We start from the raw sequence: 21105 nt of genomic DNA, 5'->3' as shown, positions 1-21105 counted from the left end.
GATTCCATTAATTTAAATCCCCACCTTTTTCACGCGTATCTACGCCAAGACTCATCAAGTAAGCAACAAGCGCATCACCTTTTGTTTTACCTTCCACTTTGCTTGATGAATTTTCAATTTGCGTGTCTGTATACGGAACACCTAGCTTTTTCATCGCTTTCATTGAAGCAATAACATGACTAACGTTAAGTTTCTTTTCAAACAGCCACGGATATTGCGGCATGATTGAGGCTGGTACAATTGCCTGAGGATTGATTAGATGCTGTTTGTGCCAGCCTTCTGTGTACTTCAAACCAATATTAGTTAAATCAGGGCCAGTTCTTTGTGAGCTCCACAAAAAGTTAAACTCATAAACATCATCTTCCATTTTATTAGGACGACCGTATCTTTTTCTTTCCGGTTCCAAGTTTCTAACCATCTGGGTATGGCATGCCACGCAACCTTCAGCCATATAAACATCCCGTCCAGCTAACTCTAAAGCTGTGTATGGTTTAGCTGTCGTTATTTCTTTAAGATCGTTGGTGAAGAAGAACCCAGGGAAAACCCACACAAAGAATGAAAATAAGACCACGACAGTCGTGATAGTGATAAAAGCCATTACTGACTTGGATATTGACTCTTCCATTAATATGCTCCTTCAATAACTACTTTTTGTGGTTTTTTCACCGTCATGATGAGGTTATATACCATCACTAACATACCCAAGATAAACAGCGCCCCACCAATTGCACGTCCGAGCATATAGGGTTCCATAAATCGTAAAATATCAACAAACGAATAAGTAAGAGAACCAGACTCAGTAAGGCTTAACGATTTAACACCTTGCCCTATACCACCGATCCACAGGGAGACTATGTAGAATAGTACGCCTATGTGAGCGAGTACAAAATGCACCTTAACTAAGCCATATGAGTAGAGTTCTTTTTTGTATAACTTAGGAATGAAATAGTAGAAGGTTGCTATACACGTCATGCCAACCCAACCTAACGCGCCAGAGTGAACGTGTCCTATAACCCAGCTCGTATTGTGAGCTATCATATTGAACCATCTGATAGCCATAAGAGGCCCTTCAAACGTCGCTAATGCGTAATAGGCGATTGACGATAAGAAAAACCAGACAACGGGGTTTGTTTTCAATTCTTCTTTATTGGAAGTACACGTCATCCAAGCATTAAATGCGCCAGCCCATGACGGGATCCACAATAGAATAGACATCACTACGCCAATATTTTGAATCCAAGATGGCACGGATGTAAAGAGTAAATGGTGTGTACCAGCCCAAGTATAAAAGCCGATTAAGCCCCAAAAAGTAATTAAAGACAGTCGATATGAATAAATGGGTCTATTAACTAACTTGGGAATGAAATAGTAGTTGGTACCCACAAAACCAGCTGTCAATAAGAAGCCAACTGCATTATGTCCCCACCACCACTGTACAAGTGCATCACTCGCACCAGAAAATATGGAGTAACCTTTAAATGCATACACGGGAATGGCTAAATTGTTTATCAAATAAATTAAGCCGATAACAATAATGACACCACCGCTGAACCAGTTTGAAACAAATATATGCTTTGTTTTTCTTTTCGCTAGCGTTCCAAAGAAGATATACCCAAACGTTAACCAAAGAACCACAATAGCGATATCAATTGGCCACTCAAATTCGGCGTATTCTTTGGTTGATGTATACCCTAAAGCGATTGAGATAAGGCCGATTACCAATGTTATCTGCCAACCCCAGAACAAGAACCACGATAAACCTTTGGATACTAGATTCACGACTGATGTTTTTGCCACTATGTATAACGACAGACCGATTATAAAGTTGCAAACCAATCCAAAGATGATGGCGTTAGTATGCAAGGGTCTTATTTTCCCGAAATTTATATACTCATTGGCAAAATTCAATTGCGGTAGATATAGCTGCAGAGCTGCCATTAAACCCATGCACATGCCTATAACGCCCCAAATGATGGCGGCAATAACAAATGCTTTCGTTAGTTTTTCTTCATTTTCATACATGGGTATGTTCCCTGTTTACATCGGTTAATGTGATGTGTGTTTTTTAATGGTTAAATACCTAGGCAGGCGTTTAAATTAAGCTGCAGCTTGCACCATCATGCTACGAGTATAGTGATCTATACGATTGTCCGCCTTTGCCCCTGGACTGATATGATCAGCCTTAGAGCGCACAGCATTGTCATTAGAGAAGCCGCGGCGTAAGACACAATAAGCCGGTAGTGATAGCAATTATTGATAAGCCATTATTAATAATTAATAGATGTGTTTTTTAATGAGGAATTAGTAATGAATTCAAACATATTTGGCTCTCTCTTTCTAAGAGCCGAGAGTATACCCCTCACTGTAAGTTAAGAATATTAGAATGAAGTTAACCTAGAGTTAAGTAAATCTGAACGAACGAGAAATAAATAAAACCACCGTTAACTTGATGATAATTTATGGCTAAATATTGAAAGTAACGAAATTGAACAGAATTTATGACAAGAAGAATTAGGTAGGAATAAAACACATGATGATGTACATGGCTAATACTTGCAGGGATTACAGAGGATGTTATGTCTAAGTGAGATCTACATTGTTGGGGGGTGCTAGCTACCCATTAAAGCTGTTTCTGATAAAGCCCTTCAGATCCATCAACAACCTGAAAGCCCACTTTGAGTAAGTAATCTCTTTGTTCCTGCGTGGTTGGTTTCGCCATCAGTGTATTAACCCCTCTGTGTTTGAGTACATCAGGGTGCGACTTATAGTAATAATCCGCCAACTTAAAATCACGGTATTCCGGCGTAACAAAGTCCAATAGCACTGACAGTTCGCCTTGGTCATTATTATTCCCCGCTAATACACCCGCTATGCTGTTATTCCTGAGCATATAAAACACCGTATTGGCTTCTCGAAGTTCATCTACCGTGGTTTGCCGTTCAATGTCACTTTGATTTGTTGAAATGAAATGCTCAAAATATTCAGAATGAACCGCTGCCACAATCAGCTTGAACTGTTCCTCGGTCGAATGAATTTTCCATAAGAAGTAAACATTGATGCCGGCTATCCCTAGGTTCATTAACATGGTCGGTAAAGAATCAATAAAATAGGCAAATATCGCAAACAGAATACAACCGATGAAGTTAATCACCCGCAGCTTGATGATTGACGTCATTGTCAGGGACACTAGTACAACTAACGATGCGAGATAACCAAACCACTCTACCCAATCAAAATCCATTTCAATATCCTTATGTGTTTGTTTACCATAAAGGTAGCATTGAATTGGAAATTGAGTGAGATAACTACCTAAGCAAGATCAGTTACTAGTTTTTTAGTCCTAAGCATCACGACGAACAACTAAGATGAGACAATCCACCCACCTCAAAAAACTCCAGCGGTTTCAATCGATAGTATTTATCCTCCACCTCCTTCGATTGCTCAGCATATGGCTGTGTCATCACGTCCTGCAGCTCTCGAATGAGAGAATAATCACCCGCAGTTGCTTGCTGATAAGCCGGCATAACAAACCACTCTCGCAAGATGTATTTTGGGTTAACGAGCTTCATCTGCCTAGAGATTTCATCGCTGGTTCGGGGCGACGTAGCATTCGCGTCATTGGCGCTGTTGAGGAGCATTTTCCATTTTTCGAGCCACTCTGCCCAGTACTTGTCCAACTCTTGGCTGTCTTTATCATGCGCCGTCTCATTGTATAGGCTATTGTAAAAGCTTTTCTTGAGAGGACCAATGTCATCGGGTATCGACGACAGCTCACGGAAGAAAATTGTGTAATCGACAGGCGCTTGCATCAGCAATGTTTGTAGCTCGCCGATCAGCTCGTTACAACGTGTTTGGTAAGATGCTGTATTCAGATCTAAGTCCAGCCCCAGTTTAGCTGCCCACATCTTATTCATTTGCGTGTGCATTACTTGCGAAAACCCACTTTGGATCTCGTCAAGCGCTAGCAAACAGTCTTGATTTGATATCAGCAACGGTCGTAACGCCGAACAAAACATGCCGAAGTTGCGCTCCGCAGCGTTTGCTTGGTTCATGAACGAGAAATGATGACCGCCGCCCGTCCAAGGCTGATAATGCGGGTTAAACACATCACTAAAACCGAAGGGACCATAATCAAGTGTAAAGCCACCAGCTGCGCAGTTGTCGCTGTTGAAGTTACCCTGGCAAAAGCCGACGCGGATCCAGTTTGCTACCAATGACGTAAGACGGCTACGAAACTCACGTGCTAACAACACCACTTTTTCTGGTGTGGAGAGTTGCTTATCGACGGCGACAGCGTATTCTCGATCAATCAAGTGCAGCACAATTTTCTCGAGTTCTTCTAGCGCTTTTGGGTGTTCATTGGTACGGGCACGGCGAGCGAAAAGTTCGAGTTGGCCAACGCGGATGAACGACGGTGCGACACGTGTCGAAATGGCGACGGCTTCAGATATAAGCATGTCGGGATTTTCCGAACGCGAGCCCTCCGAATACCATGGTCGCTTCACCGTCTCCGTTTTTGAAACGTACAAACTTAAAGATCGTGATGTGGGAACGCCCAGTGCGTGCATGTGCTCCTGAGCCAAGAACTCGCGGATACTAGACCGCAAGACAGCGCGACCATCTGCGCCGCGGCAATATGGCGTACGACCGCCACCTTTCAGCTGCATTTCCCAGCGTTGACCCTTGATAACAGCCTCAAGCACGGACATTGCACGACCGTCGCCATATCCGTTACCCGTTCGGAACGGGCACTGCTGGATGTATTCAGTACCGTAGATTGAAAGTGCATATCCGCTCGCCCACCCGACCTTGCGCATCGGTACTGGCACCTGAGAAAGGTCACCAGAGAACATGCGGACGAAGTCAGCGGACTCAGCCATACTGTCAGCGAAACCAAGCTCTGAAAAAAAGGTTTTGCTGTGCGCGACATACTCAGGATCTTTGATTGGAGTAGGATTGACGGGGACATAATGGCCCGAGAATACTTGTCTCGGCGCATGATCAGCACCGTTTTCTGTTGCATCAGGATCACAGTTGAGCGTGTCCATGAGGGAATAGTTTGCCAACGTCGCAAGTTCGTTGAGCGTCGATATAGTCGAAGAGGTTTTCTTAGGCAGTCGATTTGTCATATTTGTTTATACCAAAGCTCGTTAAGAGGCAACATTTGTTGGCTAAAATTAGCGACGAAGGAGCAAAAGCCAACTGTTTTCTGTCCCATTTTAACCACTTGTTAAGAGGCTGATACTCTTGACTTTACAGAATCAAAAGTATCCACACCAGTGTTAATTTTACTGCCTACATATATAATGGCTTCTTTTAAACGGTCAGTTTTCAGCTTTAGCATGTGTCAGATTTAATTAACTAAGCTTCACAGACTCAATATTCAATATTTCTATTTGACACATTTTACGATTATCTTCGTGAGTGCTGGCATCTAATATCTGACCAACTGAATAATGACTATCGGACTGTTCGCGGATCGTCGCCGTCTTGCTAACCGATAGAATAGAACGTTTCAATCTCTGAAAATCAGATGGTTATACGGCGCCCTGTCGGGAAGTATTCAAGGGAATCACCAAGTACGCCTTTTAATATGTTATAGGCTTTCATGCCAGTACAATGGCCAGTATAGAGCTTATCTATTGGATAAGTGAGCATGGTTTCACCGATAGCCTCAATGTCTTCCTTGGTTCCGCCAATGCTATTAAACAACGGTAATCCGACCAAATGAAATCCACCGACAACAGCTTTAATTCTGGTGTTCGGGAACAATTCAAGTGCGGTTTCAATCATATTGAGCACCCCACTATGAGCACAACCAGTAAACACGATAAGACCATCATCTTCTTTAATCACTAACAGTAATTCATGGTCAAATGTGTCTGGTTTACAGCCATCACCTGAATCAGTAAAGAGATATTTATTACCTTTTGGCTGTTCATGCTTACGACTCAAACTTGTAATAATGAAAATATTTGGGCGTATCTCAGTGGTTTTATTAATGAAACTGAATCGCCCACTGTCTTTATCTAATAATGTTTTATCAATACCCACATTACTTTTGAAGCCAAACGCCTTGAAACTATAATCCGTTTCTGCACATTCGCGGAAATAGACCTGGGCTTTAGAATTGCGGTCGAGAAAATGCGTTACGCCATTACAGTGGTCATGATGACGATGCGAAATAATTGCAGCATCAACATCTTCCATCTTAATACCTAATAAAATGGCATTATCACAAAAAGCTTTACTGCTACCAGCATCAAACAGAATTTCTTGTCCCATCGTTTTTATGTGAAAAGATAGCCCTCTTTCAACCGCTAGATCTGTTCTATCATCTAATCGAGTATTATCAATTAACGCTGTCAGTATCATATCTACTTCCTAAATCACTGTTTAGCCGAGTCTACTGCACCTGAATTTTCAAGTATCATTATTTACACTAATTTATTACTGATGCCCTTGGTGCGGATTTTATTTACATTAAAATTCATTAAGTGGCGAAGTACATAACGAAACATAACCTTTTTAATACCAGAGAGATTACTACCATAGTTTGAATAAAAATCGTCAGGCTGGGTGTATATACCAAAGTCATCGGCAATACCTTCACTCTGAATATAGGTATCTTGGCCTTGCCAATCGATGTCAGGATTAGATAAACATTTCGTCGCAATACCGTAACCAGAGAATGATTTACTTTGATTCGCAAAATGGCTTTGCACTTGTTTTAAATAATCCTTATCTAAAATATAACCTTCTAAGTTAATCCAACGTCCATCTTGATAAACTTCCACCCAACTATGGATAATGCGAGGCGGTGCAACCCTGAAAAGATAGTTCGGGATAGCCCCTCGCTGTAAATCATTATAAATAGTAAAACCGTGAAAGCGGGTAGAAATACCAACAGCGCGAAGCAAGGCCATTAATAATGTGCCTTTGGTATTACACTGCCCGTAACCATCTTTTAATACTTGGCTTGCCGTCAAACGATCATCCTTGTTATAACCAAAACGAGTCTCATCTCGAACAAAATTATAGATAGCGCCAATGGCATCATATTGAGACAGGCTTTGCCATTTTCTTTGCTCGATCAGGCTTTGTATATGTGGATGGTTAAAATCCAGCATTGACGTTTCTTGTCGGTATTCTTTTGATAATTCGCTCATGGCTAACTCCTGTTATTGAATATGTAAGGAGCATAACCAAAGCGTGAATGAAAAAATTGAATAAACTGGCTAACCTTGACGAAAAATAGCCTTGGCTTGACTAATTGTCATGCCAAACGTCTGGCGAAACGTCCGGCTTAAATGTGCGCTATCGGAGAACCCAGCTAAATGCGCAGCATCTGTTGCTGACTGGCCATTTAATATAGCCCTAACGGCGCATGTCATGCGACACCACAACAGATATGGTCGCCAAGGAACACCCAGTCCTTGACTAAATAAATGCAGAAAACGACTTTCCGACAAAGCGAGGTTTGCAGCCACTTCAGAAGCACGCCAATTACTCGGTTTGATGCACTCACCCTCTAGGCATTTATCAAGTTCACGCAATAACGCCTTAATTCGATGGTCCACAACTTTGCTTTCATTTATCAGCGGGAATTGATTTGAGAGCCCTAACCCTTCGAATAAAGGAGAAAGCAATACAGTTAAGTCATCGGTTGGCTCTGCATGATTAAAAGTAGATGAGGAAACCTTGAATGTTATTGATGACTGGTCTAACAATTTGTCAGAGAGAGCCAGCCCTAGCTCGCTAGTGGGTTCCACCAGCAATATCCACCCCTCATCAATTTGTAATTGATGCTCCACGTTAGAACCAATGATTAAAGGCGTCGATATCGCTTTATTATCGAGTTTGCAACAATAACCATCTCGGGGCCAAGCCAACTGAATTGCATGATGGCGATGAGGAGAGGCATCTATAGATGAACCATATATGATAACTATACCTGCCTTGATCCAAATATTAGACTTCATCACTTTTCGAACCTTTAAAATTTGAACGTTGTGCAAACATACTACAGTATTTACCTTTTTAAGATTGTTCTAGATAATAGTTATGATGGTCTGCTCTAAATGATTAAAATATCGTTAGCCTGAAATTAAAGTGATAAAGTATATAATCATTCTTAATGCAATTATAAAGAGTAAGAATAAATGATGTTAGACGCCCGTATTGACCAAGAAAACCTGTTAAAAAACGTTTTACTAAACACCCCTGGTTTAGATAAAGAAAGCATCATATTTTCGGCATGGGCGGCAGTATACACAGTACAAAGCACCCACGTAGAAAATTTGGTCGAAAGCTGGATAGGAAAACCCACTCAAGAACAAAAGCGAGCCATTTTATTCTCGGTGGCAAGAATGGGTGTGACCAATCCTTATTTTGTTTCTCGCCAATATTTAGATCTGAATGCGGGTGGCACATTAGAGGCATTAAACTTTCGTTCTTTTGGTGACATTAAGGTCGCTAATGAAGCCGCTTATCACTTCGCCTGCATTGCGGTATCGGTGATTAATGGCGGACATATGTGCCTACGTTCACATGCGATGTCGTTGTTAAATGCTGGTGCAACGGATGAGAATATTGATGCAGTAATGCGTCTTGGTGCAGTATGCCACTCATTAGCAAAGCTTGAATTTTCTTTCGATAAAGATGAACAGTAAGATACGTTACGACTAACCTATAATAATGAATAGCCTGTAAATTTTCGTTGCCAGTTGACACAACGGTTCTCATCACGCTGCTCATATTGGCTAATAGCTAATGACAGATCAAGCGTTTATTTTTTTTCATTATCATTCCCTATTGCGGTTAAATACATAGTATACCAAGCCGTAATACCACCTTGAGGTGGGGTCTCAAATCGAGGAAATTCAACCTCACTATCTACTCCACTTAACCAGTCATTTGGAAGTTCAGGATCCAATACCAGTGCACGCGCTAATCCAACGAAATCCGTAGAATTACTTGTCAGGGCATTTAGCGATTGCCCTCGGGTTTTAAAGCCGCCTGTAACAACTAAAGGTATACTCGTTATATTCTTTGCTTTTTTTGCAAAATCGATAAAATAAGGACCTTTAGTAGAGCAGTCTGAACTAGATATTGCGCCCGGGAAGTATGATCCGCCACTCAACTCGATCAAATCAATTGACGTTTTATCGAGGATCCTAATTGCTTCCAACGCATCTTCTTGTGTTAATCCACCTTCTAATTGATCTGACGAATTAATCTTAATTCCGATAGGAAATTCAGCGCCAACGACACTGCGTACTTTAGCAATAATCTCGACAATTATTCGACATCGCGCTTCTATGGTGCCGCCATACTGGTCTTTTCGGCGATTGAATAATGGCGACAAAAACTGACTAAGTAAAAAACCGTGACCGGCATGAATCTGAACGCCGGTAAATCCAACATCTTTTGCGAGTACTGCGGCTCTCGCATATATATCCGGTAACACAGATACCTCAGTTTCTGACATTCCAGCGCATTGGAAGCCATCAATGTTCAGAGCGGATGGTCCTTTAGGGTGACTTATAGGTGTATACGACAGTCCACCAGCATGACCTAACTGAGGCCATATATGAGCACCATTTATCGACGCGCGTGAGGCAAGAGAGTGCAAAGCGTTTAGATCCGAATCTGCGCTTAAAACGAGATTACCGGGTTTTTCAGGAAAGTTTGGATCTACCTGCACTTCTCCAATAATTGATAATCCAAGTCCTCCTTCTGCCCATCTTTCATAAAGGCGGATCTGCGCATTTGTGGGGTCACCTTCGCCATTTCCAAGTGAATCAGACATGGCTGACTTTACCAATCTGTTTTTAATCACAGCACCACAGGGCAGTTCAAGTGGTTGATTGAGTAAATTATCATGGTTTGTTGAATAGGTCATATCTACCTCTCGTTATAATGTTTTTGAAATAAGAAAGACATTATCAACAATTATTTATAAACTATAAATACACCAATCATTCAAACACTATTAAAAATAAGTTAACAATGAACACTTCAGATTTAAACCTATTCATAAGAATTGTAGAAACTTGCAGCATAACTGAAGCTGCTAAGCAACTAGACATCACGCCTGCAGCCGTCAGTTTAGCCCTACGTAGATTAGAAAAAGAAACTGATATTCAATTGTTTATAAGAACAACCAGGCAAATTAGAATTACCCCGCAAGGAGAACAGTTCTTGTTCCATTGTCGACAAGCGTTAGAGAGTTTGGAACAAGGTCAGGCAGCAGCGCATCAAATGCAGGGCAAGATAAGCGGAAACTTACGATTGTCAGTATCATCCGATTTTGGACGTAATATAGTTCTCCCTTGGATAGATGAATTGGCCGATTTACATCCGACCCTATCGATAGATTTTAATGTGGGAGACTCGCTTTCCGACTTTTTTATCGATCACGTTGATGTGGTACTTCGTTATGGAAAGCCAAAAGACTCTACAATGATTGCATTTCATATTGCGACTATGGATAGGATCACGTGTGCCTCGCCGCAATACATATCTCAATTTGGTGCCCCTGCAACCCCTGATGATTTGAAAAAGCATAATTGCTTACTACATCGGAAAGATGCTCGCCTATTTAGTAACTGGGAATATAAGGATAAGCTTAACAACTACAGAGTCAAAGTTGATAGTAATAAAGTCAGCAATGATACCGATATTGTCAGGCGCTGGGCGATTAACGGAAAAGGGATTGCATACAGATCTCAGATAGATGTCACCGTAGATTTACGCAGTGGAAAACTGGTACAGCTTTTACCTGATTATCAATCTCCCTCTGTCGAGCTCTACTTAATCTGCCCAAGTAGAAAACAAGTTAGCCCAGCTGTAATCGCACTCAGGGAATTACTCAGAGATAAATGTACAAAAATGATCGGCATTTAATATTTATCCCTTTAATCATAATCCACGGATAAAGGGATACAAGATAATGCCACTGGAATGATTTTAATCACCCCCCTAATTTCCTAGACACTTTGTAATTTTCTTAATTGCTTATCTTCTAGCCAACAGGCATCAGATCTTTTTGGTTAGCACTAATTATATTGGCAATTTCATCATAAACAGCTCTGATTCTTGGTGAAGTAGTTTCGCTGGCGTGGCTAACTAACCATAGAGACTCAGGTTTAATCGGCGGCGTTTCAATTGGGGTTAAACCGTCGGATAAAAAATGCGGTAATATTCCTGCGCCTACACCACTACGAATGGCAGCTTCTTGGGATGCAAGTGTATTAAATCTAATATTAGGAGCGCGGTTGGTGAGTTTAGCCAACCACTTGGCTGAAGGTAAATCTATATGGCTATCCCAACCAACTAAAGGGACATTATCGAGGACTGATGTTTGACCGTTTGATACAAACATTCCAGATGACATACTACCAACTTTACGCACAGTTAATGCTCCTTTTTCTGGACGCTTTAAACGTAAAGCAATGTCTGCGTCACCTCTTGCTATACCGACATTATATATGCCTGTAACGATTTGCAATTCAAGCTTTGGATAGTCCTGAATAAAGGGTTGTAATTGGGGGATAACAATACGCAACGCTATCATTTCTGGTAGAGCCACTCTCACAACGCCTTCGTATTCTTTGTTTTTAGTTCTGAATTGGGTTTTTAGAGATGCTAACGCTTTTTCTACATTTTCGGCTTCTCGGTAAAATAATAAACCATCTGTAGTTGGCTGGTAACCTGTAGGGTGCTTGATAAAAAGTGTGGTGCCTATCTCAAGCTCTAAATTAGCAATTTTACGACCTACCGTTTGTGGACTAACACCTAATTCTGATGCCGCTTTACTGAGACTTCCATTGCGTATAACGGCAGTGAAAAAATAGATATTTTCAAAATTCATTTAAACTCCAAAAATGGAAATCTGTTTTCCAATGCTTTCCATTTTAAAGGGGATTAAAAGGTTTTACAATTTGTAATAACTTTTAAATAGCTTTTAAATAACTACCGAGGCGTAAAATGGATACTCTTTTAGACACAGCACACTTGTCATCAATTGAAACAGTTAAAGCTTATTTGGCCGCTTTTTCCAAAAAAAATATCGAAAACGCACTTGAGTATGTAAGTGACGATGCCATTTGGCATATTGATGGTGATCCCATTTTAAAAACAGTGGGTATAATTCAAGGTAAGGCTGCAATTAAACAATGGTTACAGCGTTTTCCCGAAGGTTTTCAGCCTATCGGCTTTACGCTAGAACCATTAATTGATTCTTCACCCGATGTCATCGCCATTGGTCACTTTCGTCACCGTATAATGAAAACAGACGCTATTGCGGACGGTCATTTTATGATTCGGTTCACCACAAATAATGGGCAAATAACACGATATCAAATTTTTGAAGATTCTCTGATGCTGTCTAAAGCACATCACAGTAACGACCCCCACCGTTCAGCGTTAGTCAACGGTGTTCAATATGGCTGGGATGACCATGGTGGAGGTTCTACGTTAATATTTCTACATGGTTTATTTCTTGATCGAACATTTTGGTCTCCCGTTATTAGTCACATTGAGACACAATGTCGTTGCGTTGTATTTGATATGCCTGGTCATGGCTCTAGTGGTTGGCGTGAGGGATTAGATCTAAATACGATTGCTGATGATATAGCGCTGTGGATTATTGAAAATAACATCCAAAATGTAACCTTGGTAGGTCACAGCCAAGGGGGAATGATTGCTTTACGAATCGCGATTAAATATCCTCAACTGCTAACGAAGTTAGTGCTAGTCAACACAACCGCACAAGCTGAGGATCCTTTAAATATACCTTTATGGCAGCTGCGCCAATCTTTATTATTGTCATCAGATGATGACAAAAGACGTAGTTTTTTTGAAGAGATACAAAAGGTTAAATATTCCTCCTCTTGGTTAAAAGACCAACCTAACCACACAGAAAAAGAAATAAAAAAACTGATGAATGCGGATCCAAAGTTGCTATCCCATGCCATGGATGCGGCGATCATCCGAAGAGAAGATATACGTAGTGCACTAACAAATATAACAATAGATACAATGGTACTTGTAGGAGAGCAAGATTCTGCAACGCCACCAGAACATGGGGAAGAAATTACACGATTAATGCCTTATGCTACCTGCTGTACTGTAGAAAATGCAGGCCACTCAATTCCAATTGAAAACCCTAAAGCATTGGCGCAATATTTAGTATTGGCAATTCAAGAGAGTTGATGGCTCAAATTTACTATCAATTTGGCCTTCTCTGATTGAATCGCTTAGGTAGAGATGCTGGATCTACTTGTCCAAATGAATATATTTTTGGGGGAGAGGAACTGTAATTTTTGCGTAAACTCATTTAGGAGCAGAAACGGCTTAGCACAAAATTGAGCTAAGCCCATACTTGAAAGAAACCTTGTTAGATGTATGACTCCAACAAGGTAAATAATCATTAGGAATAAATTACTGACGAATTTATTACGTTCCATTACTCCCATGTAATGGAACGCTTGCAAAATAATGTTTGGTCTTTAGCATATAGACCATAAAAAAGAGTTACCAGCTCATGATTATCCGTCCTCTTCTGCCTTTTACTTTGACACGAGCAATGGCCTGCTGATAATCAGCAAAGCTAAACTCGCTATCTATGACGGCTTTTAGTCTTCCCTCTGACACCCAGTTTGCAATTTGCGTTAGCTTGGTGAGATCACCATGTGCAACCATCAAATAAGCCACTTGCGGATCCTCTAACAGGCCACCATTTTCATCATTCGGTTCGCCAGGAATAAAAATACCCGTTGGTGTTAACAGCGGTTTTATATGTTCTAGTTTTTGCACATTGGTTAAATCAAGGATAACGTCGAAGGTACCGGCAATGTCGCCAATTTTGGTTTGATTGTAATCATAGACTTGATCCGCACCATAAGAGAGTAAGAACTCCTCTTGCTCGCTTCCGGCAATCGCAGATACATGTGCTCCTAAAATCTTACCGATTTGGATACCCTGAATACCAAGACCACCCGAAGCTCCATTAATCAATAATTTCATACCCGCTTTTAGATGCCCTAAATCCTGCAAAGCAACTAAGGTTGTCAATGTCCCAAGCGGAATCGCAGCGGCTTGAGAGTAGCTCAATTCATCTGGCATTAAAGCCACATAGTTTTCATCAACGGCTATATATTCTGCATGGGTTTTCCACCCAGTTAACATATGGACATAGCCAAATACATTATCACCGTGACTAAAGTTCTCACCGTCACTCATCACGACACCTGAAAATTCCAGTCCAGTCTTCACTTCTTTATCAAAACCATATTCAGCAAAATAACCGTCATAAGTTCCCTTCGCACTCTCCACATCAAACGGATTAACCGACGCGCTTTTTATTTGAATTAGTATTTCGCCTTGCCCTGCTACAGGCTTTATCAAGTTGTTTCTTAGCTCGATATTATTTTCATTATTAACGACTAAACCTTTCATCTCATTCTCCAACATGGGTTATTTGAGATACAGTCTACAGTCTCCTCATTAGGGTAGAGTCAAGCACTTGCTAAGGATTTATTTGGTCATAACACGCGTCAAGGTTGGCTATTTTTTTCTTTATATCATCGATTTGATTAATTAACTGTTTTCTTAATTCAGCCAAAAATAGTTTTATCTTAGCCCAGTCAACCTTGCCATGACTGTAAACAATAACGCCCTTAAGTTGAGACAGGGTTACCCCTAACTCTTTGGCCTCTTTAATGAGTAGAAGAAGTTCTATTTCTGTGTCTTTGTATATCCTATATCTACCGACTCTTTCTGGCGGCCTGATCAAGCCTATTTGTTCATAAAACCGAATAGCCTTGATAGATAAACCTGTTTTTTTTGATGCTTCACCGATATACATAGATTAATGACTCACATAGATATAATGATTTTTATTCACAAATTCACTCTAGCCCTTCACATTGTAGTGGCTAAGCAATACTGATCACCGTTTTCGATTCATCCCTGTAAATCAGGTTATACAATTATATATTTCTAATATTAGAAATATATAATTAAAAGCTACTGTTCGTTATTGCTCTGCCAACAATATTTTTCTTAACAAGTTTGCCAACTGCTCCTGTTCTTCGTGGCTAAGTACCTCCAATATATTATCCATATTAGCAACATGCGCGTTCAACGCTGTGTCTACCAACTCAATGCCCTCTTTGGTCAGTGTCACTTTACAGCTGCGTCTGTCATGTTCACTGGCAATACGTTGTACAAAACCACTTTTCACCAATTTTTCGATACGCGTACTGACTGCACCAGAGGAAAGCATCAGAGTCTGATACAACTCAGTTGGTGTGACAGGTGAAGTACCACTGCGGCGCATCGTAGCCAAAATATCAAACTCGATACTGCTCAGCCCGTGCTCTTGAAAAACTGGGTCCATCTTATTCTTCCATACACCGCTAGTTTTACGTAATCGCCCGACAACACCCATTGCAGAACAATCGAGGTCAGGCCTAACCGTGAGCCATTGAGCGAGGATTTTATCTACTTTGTCTGATGACATGTTTATCTCTCAAATAAATATCTTTTCAAAAAGATACTTGATTAAAGATGAAAACTCAATTACTTTATAGAAAGTAACTTTTACAAAAGACACTTTCGTTAGAGATAACAAACTAATTAGTCAGGACGAATTATGAACAGGATCCAGCAAATTAAGACTATAGCGTTAACCGCAATTGCGCCTATTGTCTGGGGCAGTACTTATATAGTGACAACAGAAGCACTTCCACCAGACAGTCCGCTTATTGCTTCAACAATACGAGCGCTACCAGCTGGTGTGCTATTGGTGCTTATCAGCCGAGCATGTCCTACTGGATTATGGTGGCGTCGTATGGCAGTGCTCGGTTTTCTAAACATCGGGTTATTTTTCTATTGTTTATTTTTCGCAGCAACCTACCTGCCAGGTGGAATGGCATCGATGGTGATGTCTATCCAGCCTCTTATTGTAATGACCATGAGTAGATACCTACTGAATACCAACTTCACGCAGCAACAGCTAGCAGCCAGTGGATTAGGTATTATCGGTATTGGATTGCTAGTGCTAAACAACTCAGCTGAACTTAATATCGAAGGCGTATTGATCGCGTTACTCGGCGCATTGAGCATGGGTTTAGGCGTGGTACTAACAAAAAGATGGGGTCGTCCTACAGGCATGACAATGCTTGGATTCACAGGTTGGCAATTGTTATTTGGCGGCATAATGTTGTTACCGGTCTCAATTTGGCTAGAAGGCGTTCCAACCCAACTTACGCCTATCAACTTCTTTGGTTATGGATATCTGAGCCTGATTGGTGCCATTTTAGGTTACTTTCTCTGGTTTCGCGGTATCGAAAAACTGCCTCCGGTGACTGTCTCTTTTCTCGGATTTCTAAGCAGTGTTTCAGCATGCTTTCTTGGATATCTAATCCTAGATCAAACGCTGACTTGGCCTCAATTACTTGGTGCCTTAGTCGTTTTATTTTCAATTGTGCTGGCTGTGCCTCGCTCATCCCCACAAACCAATCATCTACGTACAATTTCAAACCATAAAAAGGAATTAATATGAACATTACTATCGTATCAGGAAGTCAAAGAGCACATTCCCAAAGCTTAAATGTCGCCAATTACCTTCAAGCGCTGGCAGAACCCCATTTTGACAAGACAACGGTGCTCGATTTACACCAACTGAATCTACCGCTTTGGAATGAGGGTGTATGGCAAGGCACTGAGGAATGGGATCAATGGAAACCTGTTGCTCAAATTCTTAAGCAATCAGATGCTTTCATTTTTATTACTCCAGAATGGCATGGAATGGCGACGCCTGCATTGAAGAACTTTTTGATGCTGACCTCCGATGAGGAACTGGCTCACAAAGCAGCACTTTTGGTGAGCGTTTCAGCCAGTATCAATGGTGTCTACCCGATCAGTGAGTTACGTATGACTGGTAACAAGAATAATCATGCGTGTTTTTTACCGGATCATCTGATTTTTCGTGATTGCGAAGATATTTTGACAGCTGAGTATAAATGTACCGATCAGCATCTGCATGCTCGCAGCGAATATACGATGCGACTGCTCGCCGCCTACGCCAATGCACTCGCTCCTGTACATCGCGATATGGTTAATGCGGGCAAAGCATTCCGCTATGGGATGTAACAGCTAACAATACTAGAGCCACCTGCCAAGCTGGTGGTTCTAGCTCTGTATTGGGATAAGGTCCGATACATTTTATCAAGTGAGGCGTCACAAAATTTGTTTAGTCATTGGAGTGGTAATTGAATAGACTATTCTTTCTATAAAAAATCCAAAGTATAGGAGTGCCGCTCGCCATAATAAGTGAAACGATGATCAGGTTTGAAAAATCTAAAGATAAGTCAGGCCGAGAGTAAATAAGAAGACTGCTAAACATACTACCCAGCCCTACAGCAAAATGCTGGAGAGAATTTTGTAAACTAATCAAAAATAGACGCTCTTGCGTGGGAATTGAACATATTAATTCTGTTACGAGTATCAGTGTTCGAGTTGAACTCACTATGACAAAAACAATAAAGGCAATAGCCGCTAGGTCTACATTTTCTGTTCTAAACCCCAGAGTAATCGATACTGCCATAACTACCGAAAGTAAAATTATTACCCTGCCTACCGTTAGGTCACTCATTTTAACTATCCCGTAATATTGCATTGTAATGAAAGAGCAAACCCCACTTATCGCGTAACAAAAACTTAATAGTTTTGGAGATATGTTTAGATTAACGGAAAGCATTACAGGGAACTGCGTAGAAACCAAAAAGGTACCCAACACAGCACTAAAAGCCAGCGTTACCGAAAAACGGACATCACGATTTTTTAAAGTTTCGGCTAAAAGCAATTTATTGTCGTTAGAACAGATAAGATCTTGCGAGTGATCCTTTGTTATGTTCCGAGTCGATATAAAGAATAAAATACCCATTAGCACCAATGCAGAACCTATAATTTGAAAAGCTAATTGCCAAGAACTACCTGAAGACAAAACGATAATACTTGGAACTCCAACCGCAAGTGCAAGTGGGAATGAGCTCAGCAATATCGCTATATTCTGTTTCCTTTTCTCTTCACTAGAAATCTGAATTAGATAATTTAGGTTTAAAACCACTAACGCCCCACCAAAAAATCCAGTTAATAGCCGACATAAAATTAATATATTAAAGTCACTCAAAAATGTAGTTAACCATGTAGTTAACGTTATTCCTACGAGATAAAAGTAAATTCGTTTTATTTCTCGATTAATATCTGAAGACCCTTTTGTGAGTAAGCATGTGATCGCCGCTGCCATTGCATAGGCCGAAACAAGGTAACCTGCCTGAGAGGCGTCCGCCCCTAAATGCAAAGCCATTGTTGAGCTAAAAGGAACAATAACGAGAGCATCAAGTGCAACCAAAAAGTGGATCATGAAACAAATTACAATGTTATAACGCGATAGTCCAAAAGACTTAATAGTTGAAGTAGACAATATTTATCCTGTAAATTATTATTGATAATAGTGGTATTATACAAACCTAAATTTGGCAATAAAGCCGCTAAAATGGGTTTTATAATCCAACATTTTAGGATAAAGATGATTAATCAAATAGAGCCTCAATGGCTAAAAAGCTTTCATTGTGTCTACGAGAACAATAGTTTTAAGAGGGCTGCTGAGTTTATGAATTTGCCGACATCAAATGTCAGTCGTCATATAGCATTATTAGAAGAAAAGCTGAACACAAGGTTATTTGAAAGGACTACGCGTCGAATGACCCCGACAGGTGCAGGCGAACAACTCTATTCATCAACACTCCCATTGTTAGCAGAGCTTAATAATGCACTTGAAGAAGTAACACGACACTCTCATAAAGTAATGGGGCAGCTCAGAGTCCTTATGCCAGATATTCCTGCATTGGCTCAAGCTGTGGTTTCTTTTTGTATCCAACACCCTTCAATATCATTATGTTGTGATACGAGTTTAAGTCCAAAAGAAGATTTACTCGATGGGTTTGATTTAATCTTAAGCTTTCATCGTGGAAAAATACCTGACAGCAATTGGGTCGCAAGAGAAATTAGACGTTGGCCAAGTGCTGTAATGGCATCACCTAAGCTAATTCAAACTTGTGTTCTTCCTTATAAAATCACTGATTTAAGTCACGTACCCTGCATCACTAGTTTAACCGCTTTGAATGGGTCACCATGGATTTTCAAAACCTCAAAAGGCGAGCTTATTATGCAAAAAGTGCAGTCTTCATTTAAGGTTAACAGTGGTAGTTTTGCTAGATCTGGTGCGTTAGCAGGGTTAGGGTTTGCTATATTGCCAATCGAATCATGTATTGATGAGATAAATGCAGGATCTTTAGAAATTGTAGAACTAGAGGATAAACCTGAAGATTTAGTGCTGTACGCCTTTTATGCTTCTAGAAAGCACTTAGCAAAAAAAATATCGATGTTTGTTGAGCACTTACAACGTCAACCAACATAGATGAAAATTCATCCGATACTTAAAACTCTGAAACTTATAAAAAATAAATCATTTTCAGTCGGATAAATCTTTCGAACTATCCACTTAAGCATAAACACAAACGGTAAGTTTTCAGCTTTGGCATGTGTCCGATTTAATTCACTAAACTTCACAGTCTCAATGTTCAGTATTTCTATTTGACACATTTTACGATTATCTTCATGAGTGCAGGCATTTAATATCTGACCAACTGAATAATGACTATCGGACTTATCACGGATCGTCGCGGTCTTGTTACCCGACAGAATCGAACGTTCTAATCGTTGAAAAAATGTCATACAACTATACATCGTTTACACCTAGTTTCATCTTGAACTGCCCTTAAGTACATGATCGTTTTCTGCCTGTAGCAAAGTGCCATCAAAAAACTCATTTGCCGATACATTCCATAGCTGTGATGCAGGGGTTCCAGTTGCTTTTATATAGTTTGAAACAATACAATATCCCAATGTATATCCTGCATGCAGAGGTATTGAATCAGGCTCAGTCCCAAAAAACCAAACATTGTGGTCGTAAGTCAAATTAGCAGCTTCATTTAGCATTTTTGAATGTAGGACATCAATCATATCTTGGTTTATTGCTTGTGCATAAAATGGAACATCACCATTCCTAAGCTCTACTTCAAAGTGGCAAGCTAACCCTTCGCTTATTACTGCTTCCTGAAGCGTCTTACCATATCCAACGCCTTTATGTCGAAAGCAGTGATGAATTTCGTGCCCAAGGCTAGGCATGAATTCGGCATCAAGACAAGTATCCAAATTTTCATTATTCAAATCAAAAAACAACATTATTTGTCCCGATGATGGACTGTATCCACAGAAACCAAACTCTGGTATTACAAAGTCACCTTCAGAAATAATCACATCAATATTAATTTCTTCCAAAGGCAGTTTTTCACCAATACATTCGAGTGCTTTATCAAAAAGGCTATCTACCCTAGTCAAAAGGCCATCAAATTTTCCGTGTGCATTTAACTTATGCAAGAAGATGTTCATATATACCCTAAGCTCAATATCTTAATCGTTATTTTCGATATAATATTTTAAAATCAATGGTAAAAGAAAGATACACATGAGCAAGCCGATATAAGCATATTGTGAAAGCCAGATTAACGATTGAAGCAGTAACGATGGCGTATTAACTCATTTTTCGGATCAAACTCGTAGGAGCCACACGTAGTAATAAATGCATAATAGCCCAAGGGTAACTTGGTACATAGCTATTCGCTTTTTCTTTATTAATTGCTTTCACTATCGCTTTGCAACCCGCTTCAGCATCTATCATGAAAGGGGCTGTTTTTACTTTTTCATTCATCTCAGTGCGAATAAACCCAGGATGAATACAACTCACTTTTATTGGCGTATCCATCACGTCAATCCTGATGCCTTCCGTTAATGATGTTAGTGCTGCTTTAGTGGCTGCATACACAGTTAACGCACGGCGGAATCCTCGTACAGCGCTGATAGAAGAAATTGTCACTAGGTGCCCAGAGTTTTGCGCCCTAAAGATTTCCAGCGCCGCTTCACACTGTGCGAGCGCCGCAATAAAATTAGTTTGTGCTGTTTGCAGATTAG

Annotated in this window: 22 protein-coding genes and 1 pseudogene; 6 read left to right on the top strand and 17 right to left on the bottom strand. The window is 40.4% G+C overall.

The features are described from left to right. Positions 1-7 precede the first annotated feature (7 nt). The 8 genes and pseudogenes from A923_RS0118675 to A923_RS0118645 form a co-directional block, all read right to left on the bottom strand. Positions 8-625 carry a cbb3-type cytochrome c oxidase subunit II gene (locus tag A923_RS0118675; protein ID WP_017223218.1) on the bottom strand — a complete coding sequence of 206 codons (618 nt, stop codon included), beginning with the start codon at positions 623-625 and terminating at the stop codon, positions 8-10. Next, the gene (locus A923_RS0118670; RefSeq protein WP_017223217.1) at positions 625-2022 is read right to left on the bottom strand and encodes a cbb3-type cytochrome c oxidase subunit I; all 1398 of its coding nucleotides are present in this window, start codon (positions 2020-2022) and stop codon (positions 625-627) included. Before A923_RS0118670 ends, A923_RS0118675 begins: the two co-directional genes overlap by 1 nt. Positions 2023-2620: 598 nt before the next feature. Beyond that, complete coding sequence (locus tag A923_RS0118665; RefSeq protein WP_017223216.1) at positions 2621-3241, bottom strand: hypothetical protein; 621 nt, start codon at positions 3239-3241, stop codon at positions 2621-2623. 106 nt (positions 3242-3347) lie between these two features. Next, a complete protein-coding gene (locus A923_RS0118660; protein ID WP_026006348.1) occupies positions 3348-5129 on the bottom strand; it encodes a protein adenylyltransferase SelO in 1782 nt (593 codons plus the stop codon). Between the two features lie 231 nt (positions 5130-5360). Further along, a pseudogene (locus A923_RS23015) lies at positions 5361-5519 on the bottom strand (ASCH domain-containing protein); the annotation flags it as partial. 10 nt (positions 5520-5529) lie between these two features. Beyond that, entirely contained in the window at positions 5530-6375 is an 846-nt protein-coding gene (locus A923_RS0118655) for an MBL fold metallo-hydrolase (RefSeq protein WP_017223214.1), read from the bottom strand. Positions 6376-6437: 62 nt separating this feature from the next. Then, complete coding sequence (locus tag A923_RS0118650; protein ID WP_017223213.1) at positions 6438-7169, bottom strand: transglutaminase-like domain-containing protein; 732 nt, start codon at positions 7167-7169, stop codon at positions 6438-6440. A gap of 69 nt (positions 7170-7238) precedes the next feature. Continuing rightward, entirely contained in the window at positions 7239-7892 is a 654-nt protein-coding gene (locus A923_RS0118645) for a helix-turn-helix transcriptional regulator (protein WP_237716243.1), read from the bottom strand. A gap of 270 nt (positions 7893-8162) precedes the next feature. Here A923_RS0118645 and A923_RS0118640 point away from each other — a divergent pair, with 270 nt between their 5' ends. After that, positions 8163-8672: a carboxymuconolactone decarboxylase family protein gene (locus A923_RS0118640; RefSeq protein ID WP_017223211.1), complete on the top strand. Its 510-nt coding sequence runs from the start codon at positions 8163-8165 to the stop codon at positions 8670-8672. A gap of 116 nt (positions 8673-8788) precedes the next feature. Here the strand turns inward: A923_RS0118640 and A923_RS22565 are convergent, their stop codons facing one another. Next, the gene (locus A923_RS22565) at positions 8789-9904 is read right to left on the bottom strand and encodes an NADH:flavin oxidoreductase/NADH oxidase family protein (protein WP_017223210.1); all 1116 of its coding nucleotides are present in this window, start codon (positions 9902-9904) and stop codon (positions 8789-8791) included. 107 nt (positions 9905-10011) lie between these two features. Here A923_RS22565 and A923_RS0118630 point away from each other — a divergent pair, with 107 nt between their 5' ends. Beyond that, a complete protein-coding gene (locus tag A923_RS0118630; RefSeq protein ID WP_017223209.1) occupies positions 10012-10908 on the top strand; it encodes a LysR family transcriptional regulator in 897 nt (298 codons plus the stop codon). A gap of 118 nt (positions 10909-11026) precedes the next feature. Here the strand turns inward: A923_RS0118630 and A923_RS0118625 are convergent, their stop codons facing one another. After that, positions 11027-11875, bottom strand: coding sequence for a LysR family transcriptional regulator (locus tag A923_RS0118625; RefSeq protein ID WP_017223208.1), 849 nt, complete (start codon positions 11873-11875; stop codon positions 11027-11029). A gap of 116 nt (positions 11876-11991) precedes the next feature. Between A923_RS0118625 and A923_RS0118620 the strand changes: the two genes are divergently transcribed. Continuing rightward, positions 11992-13218: an alpha/beta fold hydrolase gene (locus A923_RS0118620; protein WP_017223207.1), complete on the top strand. Its 1227-nt coding sequence runs from the start codon at positions 11992-11994 to the stop codon at positions 13216-13218. Between the two features lie 321 nt (positions 13219-13539). On the opposite strand, the gene A923_RS0118615 is transcribed toward A923_RS0118620, so the two are convergent. The 3 genes from A923_RS0118615 to A923_RS0118605 all read right to left on the bottom strand — a co-directional run bounded on the left by A923_RS0118615 (position 13540) and on the right by A923_RS0118605 (position 15529). Beyond that, entirely contained in the window at positions 13540-14463 is a 924-nt protein-coding gene (locus A923_RS0118615) for an NADP-dependent oxidoreductase (protein WP_017223206.1), read from the bottom strand. 70 nt (positions 14464-14533) lie between these two features. Further along, entirely contained in the window at positions 14534-14872 is a 339-nt protein-coding gene (locus A923_RS0118610; protein WP_017223205.1) for a MerR family transcriptional regulator, read from the bottom strand. 171 nt (positions 14873-15043) lie between these two features. Then, a complete protein-coding gene (locus A923_RS0118605) occupies positions 15044-15529 on the bottom strand; it encodes a MarR family winged helix-turn-helix transcriptional regulator (RefSeq protein WP_026006347.1) in 486 nt (161 codons plus the stop codon). Positions 15530-15661: 132 nt separating this feature from the next. On the opposite strand from A923_RS0118605, the gene A923_RS0118600 reads away from it, so the two are divergent. After that, positions 15662-16573 carry an EamA family transporter gene (locus A923_RS0118600; RefSeq protein WP_017223203.1) on the top strand — a complete coding sequence of 304 codons (912 nt, stop codon included), beginning with the start codon at positions 15662-15664 and terminating at the stop codon, positions 16571-16573. Next, the gene (locus A923_RS0118595; RefSeq protein WP_017223202.1) at positions 16570-17163 is read left to right on the top strand and encodes an NADPH-dependent FMN reductase; all 594 of its coding nucleotides are present in this window, start codon (positions 16570-16572) and stop codon (positions 17161-17163) included. Before A923_RS0118600 ends, A923_RS0118595 begins: the two co-directional genes overlap by 4 nt. Before the next feature lie 100 nt (positions 17164-17263). Here A923_RS0118595 and A923_RS0118590 read toward each other — a convergent pair whose 3' ends face one another. After that, positions 17264-18496 carry an MFS transporter gene (locus tag A923_RS0118590; protein ID WP_026006346.1) on the bottom strand — a complete coding sequence of 411 codons (1233 nt, stop codon included), beginning with the start codon at positions 18494-18496 and terminating at the stop codon, positions 17264-17266. A 105-nt stretch (positions 18497-18601) separates the two neighbouring features. Here A923_RS0118590 and A923_RS0118585 point away from each other — a divergent pair, with 105 nt between their 5' ends. Then, positions 18602-19492: a LysR family transcriptional regulator gene (locus tag A923_RS0118585; RefSeq protein WP_026006345.1), complete on the top strand. Its 891-nt coding sequence runs from the start codon at positions 18602-18604 to the stop codon at positions 19490-19492. Between the two features lie 8 nt (positions 19493-19500). Here A923_RS0118585 and yqfB read toward each other — a convergent pair whose 3' ends face one another. From yqfB to A923_RS0118570, 3 genes are all read right to left on the bottom strand, one after another. Next, complete coding sequence (gene yqfB, locus A923_RS0118580; RefSeq protein WP_017223199.1) at positions 19501-19821, bottom strand: N(4)-acetylcytidine aminohydrolase; 321 nt, start codon at positions 19819-19821, stop codon at positions 19501-19503. Positions 19822-19836: 15 nt separating this feature from the next. Next, a complete protein-coding gene (locus A923_RS22360; protein WP_017223198.1) occupies positions 19837-20526 on the bottom strand; it encodes a DUF2268 domain-containing putative Zn-dependent protease in 690 nt (229 codons plus the stop codon). Positions 20527-20668: 142 nt separating this feature from the next. Further along, positions 20669-21105, bottom strand: a 437-nt coding sequence (locus A923_RS0118570) for an SDR family NAD(P)-dependent oxidoreductase (RefSeq protein ID WP_017223197.1), incomplete at its 5' end; no start/stop codon positions are given.

The organism is Moritella dasanensis ArB 0140 (assembly GCF_000276805.1).
GTDB classification, from domain to species: Bacteria; Pseudomonadota; Gammaproteobacteria; order Enterobacterales; family Moritellaceae; genus Moritella; species Moritella dasanensis.
This window is presented reverse-complemented; position numbering and strand designations above follow the sequence as displayed.